At 64.9% G+C, this 15,805-nt stretch carries 16 protein-coding genes; 6 read left to right on the forward strand and 10 right to left on the reverse strand.

Features of this window, described 5'->3' with window-relative positions; translation table 11 throughout:
• Positions 1-91 precede the first annotated feature (91 nt).
• A complete protein-coding gene (pdxR, locus tag Q352_RS0108665) occupies positions 92-1,588 on the forward strand; it encodes a MocR-like pyridoxine biosynthesis transcription factor PdxR (protein ID WP_028499011.1) in 1,497 nt (498 codons plus the stop codon).
• 16 nt (positions 1,589-1,604) lie between these two features.
• Here the strand turns inward: pdxR and Q352_RS0108670 are convergent, their stop codons facing one another.
• Entirely contained in the window at positions 1,605-2,894 is a 1,290-nt protein-coding gene (locus Q352_RS0108670) for a serine hydroxymethyltransferase (protein ID WP_028499012.1), read from the reverse strand.
• 673 nt (positions 2,895-3,567) lie between these two features.
• Between Q352_RS0108670 and Q352_RS0108675 the strand changes: the two genes are divergently transcribed.
• The 5 genes from Q352_RS0108675 (at position 3,568) to Q352_RS0108695 (ending at position 7,828) form a co-directional block, all read left to right on the forward strand.
• Complete coding sequence (locus Q352_RS0108675; RefSeq protein ID WP_028499013.1) at positions 3,568-4,521, forward strand: AurF N-oxygenase family protein; 954 nt, start codon at positions 3,568-3,570, stop codon at positions 4,519-4,521.
• Entirely contained in the window at positions 4,518-5,573 is a 1,056-nt protein-coding gene (locus Q352_RS0108680) for a 2Fe-2S iron-sulfur cluster-binding protein (protein WP_028499014.1), read from the forward strand. Before Q352_RS0108675 ends, Q352_RS0108680 begins: the two co-directional genes overlap by 4 nt.
• 38 nt (positions 5,574-5,611) lie before the next feature.
• Positions 5,612-6,322 carry a glutamine amidotransferase gene (locus Q352_RS0108685; RefSeq protein WP_028499015.1) on the forward strand — a complete coding sequence of 237 codons (711 nt, stop codon included), beginning with the start codon at positions 5,612-5,614 and terminating at the stop codon, positions 6,320-6,322.
• Positions 6,319-7,215 (forward strand): pyridoxine/pyridoxal/pyridoxamine kinase, encoded by an 897-nt coding sequence (gene pdxK, locus Q352_RS20355; protein WP_051528794.1) that lies wholly within the window; start codon positions 6,319-6,321, stop codon positions 7,213-7,215. Before Q352_RS0108685 ends, pdxK begins: the two co-directional genes overlap by 4 nt.
• A gap of 217 nt (positions 7,216-7,432) precedes the next feature.
• Positions 7,433-7,828, forward strand: coding sequence for an antibiotic biosynthesis monooxygenase family protein (locus tag Q352_RS0108695; protein ID WP_199489843.1), 396 nt, complete (start codon positions 7,433-7,435; stop codon positions 7,826-7,828).
• Between the two features lie 70 nt (positions 7,829-7,898).
• Here Q352_RS0108695 and Q352_RS0108700 read toward each other — a convergent pair whose 3' ends face one another.
• From Q352_RS0108700 to rsxC, 9 genes are all read right to left on the reverse strand, one after another.
• Positions 7,899-8,519, reverse strand: a complete 621-nt coding sequence (locus Q352_RS0108700; RefSeq protein WP_028499017.1) for a glutathione S-transferase family protein — start codon at positions 8,517-8,519, stop codon at positions 7,899-7,901.
• Between the two features lie 64 nt (positions 8,520-8,583).
• Entirely contained in the window at positions 8,584-9,261 is a 678-nt protein-coding gene (locus Q352_RS0108705; protein WP_028499018.1) for a type 1 glutamine amidotransferase domain-containing protein, read from the reverse strand.
• Between the two features lie 205 nt (positions 9,262-9,466).
• On the reverse strand, positions 9,467-11,080 hold the full coding sequence (locus Q352_RS0108710) for a methyl-accepting chemotaxis protein (RefSeq protein WP_084299987.1): 1,614 nt from the start codon (positions 11,078-11,080) through the stop codon (positions 9,467-9,469).
• A gap of 302 nt (positions 11,081-11,382) precedes the next feature.
• Complete coding sequence (locus tag Q352_RS23305; RefSeq protein WP_156952502.1) at positions 11,383-11,550, reverse strand: hypothetical protein; 168 nt, start codon at positions 11,548-11,550, stop codon at positions 11,383-11,385.
• Positions 11,551-11,553: 3 nt separating this feature from the next.
• Positions 11,554-12,135 (reverse strand): electron transport complex protein RnfA, encoded by a 582-nt coding sequence (locus Q352_RS0108720; protein ID WP_028499020.1) that lies wholly within the window; start codon positions 12,133-12,135, stop codon positions 11,554-11,556.
• A complete protein-coding gene (gene rsxE, locus Q352_RS0108725; RefSeq protein WP_028499021.1) occupies positions 12,125-12,769 on the reverse strand; it encodes an electron transport complex subunit RsxE in 645 nt (214 codons plus the stop codon). Before rsxE ends, Q352_RS0108720 begins: the two co-directional genes overlap by 11 nt.
• Complete coding sequence (locus Q352_RS0108730) at positions 12,766-13,437, reverse strand: RnfABCDGE type electron transport complex subunit G (RefSeq protein ID WP_028499022.1); 672 nt, start codon at positions 13,435-13,437, stop codon at positions 12,766-12,768. Before Q352_RS0108730 ends, rsxE begins: the two co-directional genes overlap by 4 nt.
• Positions 13,434-14,477, reverse strand: a complete 1,044-nt coding sequence (locus tag Q352_RS0108735) for an RnfABCDGE type electron transport complex subunit D (protein ID WP_028499023.1) — start codon at positions 14,475-14,477, stop codon at positions 13,434-13,436. The genes Q352_RS0108730 and Q352_RS0108735 overlap by 4 nt, the downstream gene beginning before the upstream one ends.
• Complete coding sequence (rsxC, locus tag Q352_RS0108740) at positions 14,474-15,796, reverse strand: electron transport complex subunit RsxC (RefSeq protein WP_028499024.1); 1,323 nt, start codon at positions 15,794-15,796, stop codon at positions 14,474-14,476. The genes Q352_RS0108735 and rsxC overlap by 4 nt, the downstream gene beginning before the upstream one ends.
• Between the last annotated feature and the right edge of the window lie 9 nt (positions 15,797-15,805).

The following is a 15,805-nucleotide window of genomic DNA, read 5'->3' on the forward strand; positions in this document are numbered from 1 at the left end:
TCGCCAGTCACAAAGGCAGTGACGACCCGCACAGTCTATGGATAAGATGGCCTGATTTAGTGGGCCATTTCCACCCTGTCAGGCAGACCACATGGCAAAGACATTCGAGCTTGAAACCCTGAAAATGCGGCTGAACGATGCCGAGTTCGAGCTGCTGAACCTGCACCAGCGCATCCAGCGCGCACTGCGTGCGCTGATCCTCGACGGCGCCCTGGGGCCGGGCGTGAAACTGCCGGCGACGCGGGCGCTGGCCACTTCGCTCGGCGTGGCCCGCGATACGGTCGAGAACGCCTATGTGCAGTTGCATCGCGACGGCTTCATCGCCCGGCAGAAGGGCTCGGGCAGCTATGTGTCCGAAACCGTCGGTACCGAACTGCGCGGCGCGGCGCGCAAGCGCATGAAGCTCCAGGACCACAAGCGCAGCACGATGGAACCGGGGGCGGGGCTGAGCCGGCGCGGGCGGATGATTCTCGACAGCGGCGGCACCATCGACCAGCAGGTGATCAAGGCGTTCGCCACCGGCCTGCCGGAAACCCGCACCTTTCCGACCGATGTCTGGGAACGGCTGCAGCGCCAGGCGCTGAAGGACTACCGCGCCCAGGTGCTGCTGCACGGCGATCCGCAGGGGGCGATGCCGCTGCGCAAGGCCATTGCCGCCTACCTGAACCTCGAACGCGGCGCCAAGGCTGCGCCGGAGCAGATTCTGGTGCTGAGCAGCACCCGGCAGGCCCTGTTCCTGTGTGCCCAGTTGCTGGTGGATGCCGGCCGGCCGATCCTGATGGAGAACCCGGGTTACTACGGTGCCAAGAAGGCGTTCGAGTCGACCGAGGCCAGGGTCGTGCCGATCGACGTCGACGCGCAGGGCATCCGCACCGATCTGTTGCGGGCCGATCGCAGCGGTGCCGACTGCGTCTACGTGACGCCATCCCACCAGTACCCGACCGGAGCGACCCTGTCGCTTGAACGGCGGCTGGAGCTGATCAGCTGGGCGGCGGAGAACGGCAAGTGGATCATCGAGGACGACTACGACAGCGAGTTCCACTACGACGGCCTGCCGACGGCCTGTGTCCAGGGCCTGGACAAGTACCAGCGCACGATCTACATCGGCACCTTCAGCAAGACGCTGTATCCGGGCCTGCGCATGGGCTATATGGTCATTCCGCCGGAGCTGGTCAGCGCCTTCGCCCGCGCGCGCAGCATCATGGACGGGCACACGCCGCAGATTCTGCAGCTGACCCTGGCGCGCTTCATGGAAGAAGGACACTACAACGCCCATGTGCGGGCGATGCGCAAGCTGTATGCCGGGCGCCGGGAAATCCTGCTTGAAGCCATCGATCGGCACCTGGCCGGCATTGTGACCGCGCTGCAGCCGGAGGGCGGCATGCAGGTCCTGTGCCTGCTGGAGGACGGCTGGTCGGAGGAAAAGACCATCCGCCAGGCGGCCAGCGCCGGCGTACTGCTTCCGGGGCTCAGCCGGCTGTACGCCGGCGAGGAAAAGCGGCAGGGCTGGCTGCTCGGTTATGCGTCGCTGACTGCCTATGAAATCGAGGCGGCCATGCTGCGTCTGGCCAATGCGCTGAAGAAGTAGCCGGCGGGCTGCGTGCTCAGTAGGGCAGCGGGAAGCGCCGGGTCAGCTCCGCCACCCCTTCGCGGATCGAGCTTTCCGTGCGGCTGTCGATGGCGCCGGCACGCACGCCGCCGAGCAGGGCAAGGATCATGTCGCCGATTTCCCGGAACTCGTCCGGCCCCATGCCGCGCGAGGTGCAGGCCGCGCTGCCCACCCGGATGCCGGAGGTGACCGTCGGCCCGGTTTCGTCGTTGGGCACGGTATTCTTGTTCAGGGTCAGACCGACCTGTTCCAGCGCATGCTCCGCCACATTGCCGGCCAGCCCCCAGGGGCGCAGATCGATCACGCCGAGATGGCAGTCCGTACCGCCGGACACGATGGACAGGCCGCCTTCCGCCAGCCGGCCGCACAGGGCCTGCGCGTTCTCGACCACGGTCCGGGCGTAGGCGTGAAATGTCGGGTGCAGCGCCTCGCCCAGCGCTACGGCCTTGGCGGCAATGATGTGCATCAGCGGGCCGCTCTGCAGGCCGGGAAATACGGCCGAATTGATTTTCTTCATGATCTCGCCGTCATTGCCCAGGATCATGCCGCCACGCGGCCCGCGCAGTGTCTTGTGGGTCGTGGTGGTGGTGACATGGGCGAACGGGACCGGCGACGGGAAGACGCCGCCGGCGACCAGCCCGGCAACGTGCGCCATATCCGCCATGAACAGGGCGCCCACATCGTCGGCAATGGCGCGGAAGCGCGCAAAGTCGAGGGTGCGCGAGTAAGCCGATCCGCCGGCGATGATCAGCCGGGGCCGTTCACGCCGGGCAATCCGTTCGACCTCGTCCATGTCGACCCGGTGCGACACCGGGTCGACCCCGTAGCTGATGGCCTGGAACCACCGCCCCGAGATATTGGCCCTGGCGCCATGGGTCAGGTGCCCGCCGGCCTTCAGGTCGAGACCGAGAACCTTGTCGCCCGGCGCCAGAAAGGCAAGAAACACCGCCTGGTTGGCCTGGCTGCCCGAGTGCGGCTGCACATTCGCGTATTCGCAACCGAACAGGCGCGTGGCCCGCTCGATCGCCATGTTCTCGGCAGTGTCGGCATGCAGGCAGCCACCGTAGTAGCGGCGGCCCGGATAGCCTTCTGCATACTTGTTGGTCAGCACCGAGCCCAGGGTTTCAAGCACGGCGCGGCTGACGAAGTTCTCCGATGCGATCAGTTCGATCGAGTGCTGTTGCCGCTGCCGTTCGGCGTCGATGACGCCCCAGAGGTCCCGGTCGGCCTGTTGCAGGGTGAGGGAGCCCACGGCGGGCAGGGCAAGACCGTCTGTGTTCGCCATTCTCGGCATGTAGTTTCCTGTGTCGATTGAAGCAGACCGGCGAATCCGGGCGTCTTGCGGCCTGCCGGCCACGCGGATTGCCGTCTGTGCTGATAAGGACGATCGGGCTGTCCATGGGCTCAAATGCAGAACCCCATCCTAATCTGGCCGCGAACGGGCGGGATATACCGTGTTTCCGGACCCGTACAGACCACTTTTCTGTCGTTGCAGTGCAGCAGATTTCGGCAGGTGGTCTGGTCCTGTCGCTGAAAATGGACTGTTACGAAAGACCATATTGGGAATAGTATTTTTACGGGGATGATCCTGGCATACCCTCATTGCCGCGCCGACACTTGAATCCGTGCCTCTGCGCTGCAGGAAAATGGCCCGGCCGACCACCCCGCCTGTTCACTGCAACTTCCTCGTACTCGCTACTGTTTCCCCTGCCACCGTCGGTGCAGGGGCATCGGGCGATGTGCCATTCACTGTTGAAACGATTGTCGCCCGAATAACGGGCGAGCCTGAGTCGTGAGCGATCAGCCCCGTCGTGGTGCTGCAATCGTGATGTACCGAAATAAAAGATTCATCCATTTACCCGCCGGTTATTACCGGTTCGGGAAACGTTAAATAATAAAAATATAACGCAACTTTCATACTTGAAAAACGCAGCCAGTCTGCAAGCCGGAGATTGAAAATGAAACATTTGAATGCAGGTACCGATGATGCCGTCCACGTCATGCTGAACAAGCTGTCCACACTGTGGAAAAGCCGTGCAGCAGTCAATCGGGAACAGCCTGACTACTGGAGTCTGGCCTTTGATCCGGCCAAGAAGGATTTCAGTACGTCCCTGCTGCCGTTCCGCGACCATCAGGCCTGGCTGGAAGCGCCGGAAGAACTGCAGTCCAAATGCCTCTCGTACGCCTGGGGAATTTATAACCTGAAAACCATTTATATTGAGTGCAATGTGGTGGCCCCGGTGTGCGAAGACATTATCAAGACGCCGCCGCCGAGCGCCAATCGCGCGCTGCTGCAGGACGTGATGTCGGAAACCCTGCTGGACGAAGCCCTGCATACGCGCATGTCGATCATGGCCTGCAACTATATCTACGATATGCGCGGCCTTCCGCCGCTCGACTTCTCGGACTTCAATCTGGTTCGCTGGCGCGACGGTCTGCTGGCGGATTGCGGTGCCGAGTGGGAACGCCGCCTGACGCGTTTCGCCATTGCCTGCGCCAGTGAAACCCTGATTACCGACTACCTGAAGACCATGGCCGAGGATGACTCGATCCAGGCCGTCTGCCATGAAGTCACGCGGACCCACGCCATGGACGAATGGAGCCACTCCAGCGTATTCAGCTTTGTGGCGACCGACATCGTTCACGGCCTGAGCCGCAAGGAACGCGAATACCTGCGCGCGGTCATCGTCAAGACCGTGCAGATGTTCGCCAACAACGAACTCGGGGCCTGGTCCACCGTGTTCTCGATGCTGGACTTCCCGCACGCCCGCGACATCCTGCACGATGTCGGCGACACCAACGAGATCGGCGTCTACACCGAATCGGTCGAAAGCCTTCTTGACCGGATCGGCCTGGCCGGCAAGATCCATTCGAATCCCGTTGCCGCCTCGCGCCAGGAGGTCCGTGCATGAACACCGTGGTCCAGGCGCGTTGCGAACGCGCCGTCCCGGAGGTGGGAGGGGTCAAGGTCTTCACTCTGCGGGCGCAGGACGCGCATGCCGGCTTTCTGAGTACGCTGCAGCCCGGCCGGCATGTCGCGATCCACTATCCGGACACCTCGGGCACCCTGCAGGAGCGGCTGTATTCGATCACCCGCCGGCAGGATGACGATCTGTTCGAGATCGCGGTCAAGCGTTCGGGCCGCAGCGGGGTCTCGGACCAACTGCATTCGACCCTGCAGGAAGGGTCGATGGTGCCGCTGAACTATGTGGCCGGTGACATCTCGCTGGCGTCGATTGTCGACCTTGAGCATGTCGGCATGGTCGCGGGTGGCATCGGCATCACGCTGCCGATCGCGCTGCTCCGGGAACTGGCGACCCGGTCGCGCAGCGGGCTGCGCGTGCCGGAGGTGGTGCTGATGCTGTGCGTGCCCCGGGTGGTCGACATCCCGTTCCTGCACGAGCTGCTGGAGCTGGACCTGACCATGGCGTGGTTCTCCCTGCGCGTCTTCGTCACCCGCGAGTGCATTCAGGACAGCGGTCACTTCATGTCCGGTCGCCCGCCGGCGGATGCCCTGCATATCCTGAAGCAGCCGCAGGCGGTGGTGATCTGCGGCAGTCATGCCTTTGCCCAGACCTTCCGCGAGCGGACGGCCACGATCTTCCCCGCCGCCCGGCTGCTGATCGAGTCGTTCACCCCGCCGGACGCGCCGACGGCGGCAGAGATCCGGCAGGGCGAAGCGGCAGCGCCGCTGCGCCTGCGCCTTGCCGACAGTGATGCCGTCATCGAGACCACGCCGGGCAAGAGTCTGCTGGACATGCTGGAATCCAGCGGCGTGCCGGTCCGCAGTCAGTGCCGGGCCGGCATCTGCGGCAGTTGCCGGGTCCGGGTGTCCGCCGGCGATTGCCGGTTCGAGCCCGACTTCTGCCTCAGCGATGACGACAAGGAAGACGGCTATGCCCTTGCCTGTTGTACCTTTCCCCTGTCCGGCGAATTGACGGTCGATCTGAAATCCGCCGCCTAGTCCCCGCTTCCCGTTCTCTTATTCCAATGAGGATTTGTATGAAAACAGCGATTGCACTGCGCCACATTCACTTCGAGGACGTCGGCACGCTCGATGCCGTACTGCTCGAACAGGGTTACCAGGTGCAGTACCTCAATCCGGCACTGGACGCGCTGGACGGACCGGCGGTCCGGAATGCCGACCTGCTGATCGTGCTGGGCGGCCCCATCGGCGCCTACGACGAACAGATCTATCCCTTCCTCGAAGGCGAACTGGCCGTCGTGCGCCAGCGGCTGGCGGCCGGCAAGCCGATGCTGGGCATTTGCCTGGGCGCCCAGCTGATTGCACGCGCGCTGGGGGCCAAAGTCTATCCGCTCGGCGTCAAGGAAATCGGCTTCTCTCCGCTGACGCTGACGCCGGAAGGCCGCGAGTCGGTGCTGGCCACGCTGGGGGACACCCCGGTCCTGCACTGGCATGGCGACCAGTTCGACATTCCCGCCGGTGGTGTCCGGCTGGCCAGCACGGCAGTCGGAGCCAACCAGGCGTTCGCCATCGGCGCCAATGTGCTCGGGCTGCAGTGCCACCTCGAAGCCGACGTGCACAAGCTGGAAAGCTGGCTGGTTGGCCATGCCAGCGAGCTGGGGCAGGCCGGCATCGACCCGCGCACGCTGCGGGAAGACGCCGCCCGTCTGGGTGACCGCCTGACAACGGCCGCACGCAGCGTGATGGCGGACTGGCTGCGCCAGCTGGACCACCAGACGCCGGCATGAGGGGAGACGCCACCCTGCCCGGGACGGCGCGGGAACCGCATCCGTATCTGCTGGATGTGGTTTCCGTGCAGTCCCAGGTCATCTACGGGCGGGTCGGCAACAATGTGGCCGTCCCCGTGCTGCAGGGCGGCGGCCTCAGTGTGGCCGCCGTGCCCACGGTACTGCTCAGCAACACCCCGCACTATTCCAGCGTCCATGGCGGCGCCGTGCCGGCCGAATGGCTGGAAGGCTATCTGTACGACCTCGGGCGACGCGGGGCGCTGCAACGCCTGCGCGCCGTTCTGGTCGGCTATCTCGGGCATCCCGATCATGCCGCCGTCCTCGCGCGCTGGATCAGCCGCCTGCAGCAGGAAATGCCCGGGCTGCTGGTGGTCGTGGACCCGGTCATCGGTGATGTCGACGTCGGCACCTATGTCGCCCCCGGTCTGGTCGACGCCTATTGCCGGTACCTGCTGCCGCTGGCGACCGGCCTGACGCCGAACGGCTACGAACTGGCGCAGCTGACCGGCATGCCGACCGGGCGCCAGGAAGAAGCGATGGCAGCCGCACGGCAACTGCTGGGCGCGCGCACCCGCTGGGTGGCCGTGACCAGCGCGGCGCCGGCGGCCTGGCCGGACGGGCAGATGGGGACGGCACTGGTCACGGCGACGGAGAGCGTGACCCTCCGCCACGCCCGGGTCGACTGCGCGTGCAAGGGCACCGGCGACCTGTTCGCCGCCAGCCTGACGGCCAGCCTGCTGGACGGTATTGCGCTGCCTGATGCCGTCTCGCTGGCCGGTTCGCGGGTGGTCGAGGTGCTCGAACAGACCCGCGCCGCGTGCTGCAACGAGCTGGTGCTGACACCGGGGCGCTGGCTGGCTGGCATCCATGACATCAGGGCAATGACACCCTGATACCGGAAAGTGGTCTGTTTATTCAGTTGCAATTGGACCGGTTTGTCAGTCCATTCGCACGGTATAAACAGAGCGGGAAACAGGACCACGGGAAATCGCGAATACGGGCATGCCTGCAACGGGCATGCCATTTTCTGCCGCTTTTCCAGCACTGTTTTCCGGAACCTGCCGCCGCTTATAAAAAACGGATCGTGCCTGCTTGCCGGATAACCGGGCAATGACCGATGAGGCGCGGGTTTCTTTCTTGAAGTCAGCCAAGGAGTCAAAAATGATTGTTGTGCTGTTTGAATTGCAGGCTGCCCCCGGGCAACAGCAGACGTATGTGGATCTGGTGAACAAATTGCAGCCGCTTCTGGCACCGATCGAGGGGTTTATTTCGGTTGAATGTTTTCAAAGCACGCTGAATCCCGAAAAGGTCATGTCGGTCACGACCTGGCGCGATGAGGAGGCGGTGAAGCAGTGGCGGAACGTGCCGGCGCACCTGTCCGCGCAGAAAGCCGGCCGTGACAAGATCTTCCTTGATTACCGGGTGCGCGTGACGTCCGTCATGCGCGACTATGGCCTGCATCAGCGCGAACAGGCGCCGGAAGACAGCCTGATCGGTCGCCACTAGACCCGGGCAGCAGGCAGGGCTTGGGCGTGCGGTCGTTTCCCTGCGCCTCAAGCCCCTGTTGTTACCCCGGTCAGGACGAATACTGCTGCTGCTCGACCTGCTGCGCCCTTTTCCAGCTGTCGAGTTCCCTCAGCCCGGACACATAACGTTGCAGGTTCGGGTAGTTTTCCGGCCGCTCCAGACGCAGGGCGAGCTCGGCCACGAACACCATCATGAAATCCGCACCACTCAGGCGCTCGCCAAGCAGGTATGTCCTGCCCGCCAGCGACGATTCCAGATAGCCCAGAACCTTGTCGCACTCCTGCTGGGCATAGCCGGGCAGGAAGGTCAGCGCGGCCGATTCCCGGCTGCTGAAAATCTTCAGCAGCAGCGGCAGCATGGCCGAGCTTTCGGCAAAGTGAATCCACTGCAGATAGGCGGCATGGTCGGCCGAGGACCGGTCTGGCGCCAGATGCGGGGCAAACCGCTCGATCAGCACTTCGGTCATGGCGCCGGACTCGGCAATCAGCTGTCCATCCAGTTCAATGACCGGGGATTTGCCCAGCGGGTGGATGGCCGCCAGTGCGGGCGGCGCAAAATGGGACTGCGGATCGCGACGATAGGCGACCAGCTCGTACGGCAGGCCGATTTCTTCCAGCAGCCAGAGTGCGCGAATGGAGCGGGAGTGGTTCAGGTGGTGCAGCTTGATCATGGTGACCGGGGCCTTGTGCGGGATGAAGTCCTGCCGGCCGGCTGGCCGGGCAGGGGGGCGATCGTCAGGCCAGTTGTTCGAGCATGGCCTTGGCCACGGCTTCGGAACTGGCCGGGTTCTGGCCGGTGATCAGGCGGGCATCGACCACGACATGCGGCTGCCAGTCCGCGCCCTTTTCATACTGTCCGCCCAGACGCGTGAATTCATCCTCGATCAGGAACGGCACCACCTCGCTCAGTTGCACCGCTGCCTCTTCGCTGTTGGAAAAGCCGGTCACGCGCCGACCCTTGACCAGCGGCAGGCCATCGGCCGTATGCACCCGGCGCAGCGCCCCCGGCGCGTGGCAGACCAGCCCCAGCGGCTTGCCGGCGCGCTCGAAGGCTTCGATCAGCGCGATCGAGGCCGGGTCTTCGGCCAGATCCCACAGCGGGCCGTGGCCACCGGGGTAGAACACGGCATCGAAGTCGTCGGCACGGACATCGGCCAGCTTGCCGGTATGGGCCAGCGCATGCCGGGCCTGGGCATCCTGGCGGAAGCGTTCGGTCGCCGGTGTCTGTGCGTCGGGCTCGTCACTCTTCGGGTCCAGCGGCGGCTGGCCGCCCAGGGGCGAAACCAGCGTCAGCTGCGCGCCGGCATCCCTGAACACGTAGTACGGGGCGGCAAATTCTTCCAGCCAGAAACCGGTTTTCTTGCCGGTGTCGCCGAGGCGGTCATGCGAGGTGAGGACGATCAGGATGTTCATGGCGGGGATTCCTTGTGCAGCAAAACGGTGCCGGCGAGGAGGCGGAACGCCTGCTGTGCCGGCCGGGTGACGGACGAAGTATAGTCCGAATAGACCGGTCGTCTAATAAATGTTTGCTGCTCGCTGTCCGGTGCCATGAAAAAACCCCGGCGCTGGCCGGGGACGAAGGTGGTGCGGAACTGCTCGGCGCTCGCTACACGGTGATTCAGACCCGGAATTGCGCCAGCGTGCTCATTTGCTGCTTGACCAGGGCATCCAGCCGTTCGGCGCTTTCCGCGGTATTCCTGGCCGCCGTGCTCGACTCTTCCGACATCTGCGCGGTCTGTTCGACCTGGGCGGCGATATTGTTGCTGGCCACGCCCTGTTCCTGGATCGCGGCGGAGATTTCGGTAATGCTGACGGCGGCCTTTTCCGCATTCGCACCGATTTCCTCGATGGCGCGGCTGGCGCCATCGGCGCGGGAGACGCCGGTTTCGACCAGATTGTCGGCCGACTCCATCTGGGTGACGGTCTGTTTGGCCATGTTCAGCATTGACTCGATCATGGCGGCGATCTCCTGGGTCGATTTCGCCGTCCGTTCGGCCAGCTTGCGCACTTCATCGGCCACGACGGCAAAGCCGCGCCCCTGTTCACCGGCCCGGGCGGCCTCGATGGCCGCGTTCAGTGCCAGCAGATTGGTCTGGTCGGCAATGTCCCGGATGACATTGACCACCGTGCCCACTTCCGCACTCCTGGACTCCAGTTGCTGGATATGCGCGACGGAGTGTTTGACCACCTGGGAAATCTCGTGAATGTCGCTGATTGTGCTGCGGATGATCTCCGAGCCCGACGTCACCAGGGCGCGGGCTTCGTGGGCACCCTGCCGGGTCTCGTGGGCCTGCTCGGCCACATGGTTGATGCTGACGGTCATCTGTTCCACGGTCGACGCCATGTTCGAGGCGGATTCACTCTGTGCCGCCGATGCCGCCGAGACCTGGCGGGCAGTATCACTCAGGGCCTGCGAGGCAACATCGACTTCCTGCGCCACGCTGTGCAGCGCCAGGAAACTGGTCTGCAGTTTCTCCAGCAGCTGATTGAGCGCTTCGCAGGCTTCGCCCACTTCATCCCGCTTTGTCACCGGCGTGCGCCCGGTGAAATCCAGGGTCTCGCTGACAGTTTTCAGTGCATTGCGGATTTGCGCCAGCCCATTGTTGATGGTGCGGAACAACTGGAGCGACAGGCAACCGGTCAGCACGAATACGAGACCGATAAACAGCACGGACAGATTGCGCGTGCTTTCATAATGGGCCCGGCTGTCGGCCGCATCTTTTATGGTCAGCGTCTGATTGAGCTGATACTGGTCATCCAGCGCTTTTTCGGCGGCATGCGACAGTGGCACGGCCTGGCGTATCAGGGCAACCTCGTGTGCATGATCGAGGGAGTTCACCCGGGAAATCAGTGGCTGGATCGCGTCCCAGTAGCGTGCGCCGGTATCCCGGACATCATTCAGCTTTTTCTGGTCTTCATCATTGTAGATATTGTTGGCCTGATAATTGGCGATGGCAGTGTCAAAAGCCTTTTTGCCTTTGGCAATCTTGGCCCGGGCCGCACTGTGCTCGTCTTCCCCCTCCGCCAGCAGCAGGTCGCGCAGCCCGACCCGTACATTGGCCAGACCATGCTGGGCGAGAGAAATGTCATTCAGGCTGGGGAAAATACTGTTCATCATGGCTTCATGCTGATCCTGTGCCCGGCCCTGTTGCCAGATGCCGTAGCCGCCGACCAGCAACAATGAAAGTAATGCGACACTCAATGTCAGAAAAAGCTTTTTTGATATTGTCATTTTCGATTTATTTGATATTTATTTGGAATTGCAATGGTCATTCTGGCTGCCGGAATTATTCCGGCGCCGATATATTACGCTTGTTGCTGCATGGCCGGATCCCGCCCGCTCCATTGCGGAGGGGCCGGAAAGTTTCCGGTTTCCGGTGTTTTTCATTTATTCAGAGTGGCGCTGGCGGCATAAATCAGGCGGAGAATGGGACCGATAAAGAAATGATTGCCTGATCCGGAATGGAAGGTGTCTGTCATATGGCATGGCGCCGATCCGACGAAGCATGTCGCCATTGGCGCTGCCGCATGGCGTCAATCCTGTCGCCGCGGACAGTCGTGCTGGCGGCAGGCGCGGCAGGCCGGCGCGTCGCGACGGGGGCCCGGGCGGCAGCGGCGCTGCCAGCACGCATCGATCATGACCCAGACCCCCAGCAGCACGGCCACCAGGCAGCCTGCGCCCAGCATCCTGAGACCGATCATGGCCTACGCCCCCAGTCCGCCAAAGCCCATGAAGGCCAGCGCCAGCATGCCGGCCAGCATCAGGCTGAGCGCCGCACCGCGGCTGACATCGGGCACATCGGCCAGACTCAGCCGCTCGCGCAGTCCGGCCATCAGCACCAGGGCCAGGGTGAAGCCGGCGCCGGCGCCGAAGGCGAAGACCAGTGCCTGCAGCAGCGAGTAATGGCGTGCGGTCTGGAACAGGGCCAGACCGAGGACCGCGCAGTTGGTGGTAATCAGCGGCAGGAAAATACCCAGACTCTCGAACAGCGCCGGGCTGAAGCGGCGGATCAGCATCTCCACCAGCTGGACGGCGGAGGCGATGACGGTAATGAAGGCGATCAGCCGCAGGCTTTCCAGTCCGAGCCAGGCCAGCGCCAGATTGATTGCCCACGCGCACAGGGCGCAGATCAGCATCACGAACAGGGTGGCCGCGCCCATGGACGAGGCGGTACGGAGTTTGCCGGAGACGCCGAGAAACGGGCAGATGCCCATGAACAGCGCCAGCACGAAGTTGTTGATGATGGCCGCGTTCAGAAAGATCGACCCCAGCGATTCAGTGGACATGGCATGCCTCCGTGGACGATTGCCGGGCCTGCCGGCGGGACTTGAGGCTGTTGAACAGCAGCAGCCAGCCGCCGAGCACGAAGAAGCCGCCGGGTGGCAGCACCATGATGACCCATGGCGCGAACTGCTCGCCGAACAGCCGCACGCCGAACAGGCTGCCGCTGCCGAGGATTTCGCGCACCACGCCCATCGCCAGCAGGGCCAGGGTATAGCCGAGCCCCATGCCCAGCGCATTGACGATGGCCGGCCAGACCCGGTGCTTCGACGCATGCGCCTCTGCCCGCCCCAGAATCAGGCAGTTGACCACGATCAGCTGGATAAAGGCGCCCAGCGCGTTGTACAGCGCCAGACTGATGACCTGGATCGCGTAGTCGATCAGGGTGACGAAGGTGGCGATGATCACCACATAGGTGGCGATGCGCACCGGGCGCGGAATGATCCGGCTCAGCGCGGACACCATCGCCGCCGACGCCACCAGGGCGAAGGTGGTCGACAGGCCCATGGCCAGCGCATTGATGGCCGAATTGGTGACGGCCAGCACCGAGCACATGCCGAGCAGCATCACGAACACCGGGTTGTTGCGCCACAGTCCTTCGCTGAAGGTGCCGGGGGGAAGGGATGGGGGGATGCTCATGGCCTGTCCTTCGCCAGGGTTGCAAGATGGGGGCGCAATGACGGCAGCAGGCTGCCGGCCCCCTGGTTCAGCGCCGTGCCGACCGCGCGCGAGGTGACGGTGGCGCCGCAGATGGCATCGATCTGCCAGGACGCGGTCTTCTTGCCGTGGCCGACGGTGACAATCGGGTGGGCCAGGGCACGGCCATCGGCGGACAGCCGGGCATCGAGCCCCGGGAAGTTCGCCAGAAACCCCTTGTCGCTCAGGATCTTGTCGCCCAGCCCCGGCGTTTCCGCCATTCTGACCACCGCAAAACCGGTAATGGTTTCGCGTGCCGGGTCGTAGCCGTAGACGAGCTGCACCTGGCCGGCATAGCCGCGCGCGGCGGCCTCGGCGGCGATGCCGACCAGTTTCCCCTGCGCGTCATAGGCGGCCAGCAGCCGCTGGCCCTGGCGGTCGGGCGCGGTGTCGGCCAGCAACTGTCCGCCGGCCAGCACATAGGGCCGGATGGTGGCAGCACTGGCCGGCACCACCCGCCGCGCCAGGGTTTCGGTTGCCTGCCGCCGGTTGGCGGCTGCATACGGCCGGCTCAACTCGTCCGCCATCACGATCAGCATCCCGCACAGCAGGGCGATGCCGCCCAGTACCAGAATCATGCGCTGGCTGCTTTCCCGGTTTGCGGTACTCATGCGCGTCTCCCGAATTTGCCGTGACCGTAGCGGCGTGGCCGGGTCAGGGCATCGATATGCGGTACCAGCGCATTGGCCAGCAAAATGGCATACATCACCCCTTCCGACGCGCCGCCCCAGAAGCGAAGGGTGACGGCCAGCATGCCGATCAGCAGGCCGTAAAGCCACAGGCCGTGCCGGCTGATCGGGGCCGTCACCATATCGGTGGCCATGAACCAGGCACCGAACATCAGCCCGCCCGAGGTCAGAACGAACAGCAGGCCGTCCGGCAGCCGGGGGAAGGGGCCGGCGAGGGCGGTGAGCAGGGCGGCACCGGTCAGCACCGCCAGCGGAATGCGCCAGTTCAGCATGCCGCGGACGGCCAGATACAGACCGCAGACCACGATCAGCAGGGCCGACGTCTCGCCCAGCGAGCCGCTGGCGCCGGGCGAGAACAGAAAGTGTCCGTGGGCCGGCAACTCGCCGGCAAACTTCCACGACGCCAGCGGCGTGGCGCCGGAAAAACCGTCCAGCCGGGCCGTGGCCCAGGCCGCCACCGGTGGCGGCATCACGAACGGCGGCGTCAGTGTCGACGGGATCAGCCCGGTAAAGCGGTCGGTCGCGCCGGCGGGGGTCCAGGTGGTCATGGCGGCGGGAAAGCTGGCCTGGACAAAGGCGCGGCCGATCAGGGCCGGATTGAACACATTGCTGCCCAGGCCGCCAAACAGCAGCTTGCCCAGCGCAATGGCGACCATGCCGGCCACGGCGCCCATCCACAGCGGCAGGGCCGGAGGCAGACTCATGGCCAGCGTCAGGCCGGTAATGACCGCGCTGAGGTCGCGCGGACGGGACGGATCGCGAATGAGCAGGCGTTCGGTCAGCACGCAACTGGCAACCACCGCCAGCACCAGCAGCAGCGCGCTGAGGCCGAACTGCCAGATCGCCCACAGCGTGACCGGCAGCAGTGCATACACCACATGGCGCATGATCTTCGGCGTGTCATGACCGGCGAGCCGGTGTGGCGAGGCACGCAGGGTCAGCCGGACCGGTTGCCGGTTCATGATGGCCTCCGCTGGCGGAGAACGGATTTGCTGATGCGGTTGTACTGCAGCAGCGGGATGCCGGACGGGCAGCCCTGCGTGCAGGCGCCGCACTCGATGCAGTCGAGCACGCCATGGCGTGCGCTCTGCTCGTATTCCTGCTTTGCCGCCAGCTGGCCAAGCAGGGACGGGTTCAGGCCCATCGGGCAGGCGTCGAGGCACTGGCCGCAGCGGATACAGGACCGGCGCTCGCGCACCGGCAGCGAGCCGGCCGGGAACACCAGAATGCCGGACAGGCCCTTGGTGACCGGGACGTCCAGCGAGGGGGCGCTGATGCCCATCATCGGCCCGCCGAGAATCACCTCCATGTCGCCCGGTGCCATGCCGGCGTGCCGGAGCACGTCGCCGATGCGGGTGCCGAGCGGAATCAGGTAATTGCCCGCCTGTTGCACCCCGGGCCCGGATACGGTCACCACGCGCTCGATCAGTCCGGCGCGCCGGGGCAGCAGTTCGCCCAGCATGGTCAGCGTGCCGACGTTATTGACCACCACGCCGATGTCCGCAGGCAATTTGCCGGACGGCACCTCGCGCTGCAGCACGGAGCGGATCAGCATTTTTTCCGCACCCTGCGGATAGCGGGTCGGCAGCACCCGGCACTGGATGCTGCGATCGGCCGGCAGTTGCGCGGCCATCGCGGCGAGGGCGGCGGGCTTGTCATCCTCCACGCCGATCAGTGCGCGATGCACACCCAGCGCATGCATGGCATAGCGGATGCCCGCCATCAGCGCGGCGGTGTGCTCGACCATGACCCGGTGGTCGGCGGTCAGAAACGGCTCGCACTCGCAGCCGTTGACCAGCAGGGTATCGAGTCTGGCCTCCCGGGGCGGACTCATCTTGACGTGAGTGGGGAACGCCGCGCCACCCAGCCCGACCAGGCCGGTGGCCTGCACTGCCGCCGCCAGTGCGTCCGGCGTCAGGGTCAGCGGATCGACCGCCGGCGGCAATGGCAGGCGGCACTGCAGACTGGACGGGTCGGTGCGGATGGCAATGGCCGGCGTGCGGCGGCCATCGGCCATTGTCAGCAGCGGCAGGGCTTCGACCGTGCCGCTGACCGGCGCATGGTGCGGAATCGACACAAAGCCGTCGGCTTCGGCGATCAGCTCACCGCGCGCCACCGGCTGACCGATCCGCACGCAGGTGCGGGCCGGCTTGCCGATATGCTGGGCCAGCGGCACCGTCACCCGCTCGGGAAACGGCAGGCGGCGGATCGGCAGGCCCGCGGTGCGGGCCTTGCCATGGTCGTCGTGCCGGGGGGCGAATATCGCTTCGAACAGTGTCATGGTCTGTCC

The organism is Microvirgula aerodenitrificans DSM 15089, from assembly GCF_000620105.1.
GTDB classification, from domain to species: domain Bacteria; phylum Pseudomonadota; class Gammaproteobacteria; order Burkholderiales; family Aquaspirillaceae; genus Microvirgula; species Microvirgula aerodenitrificans.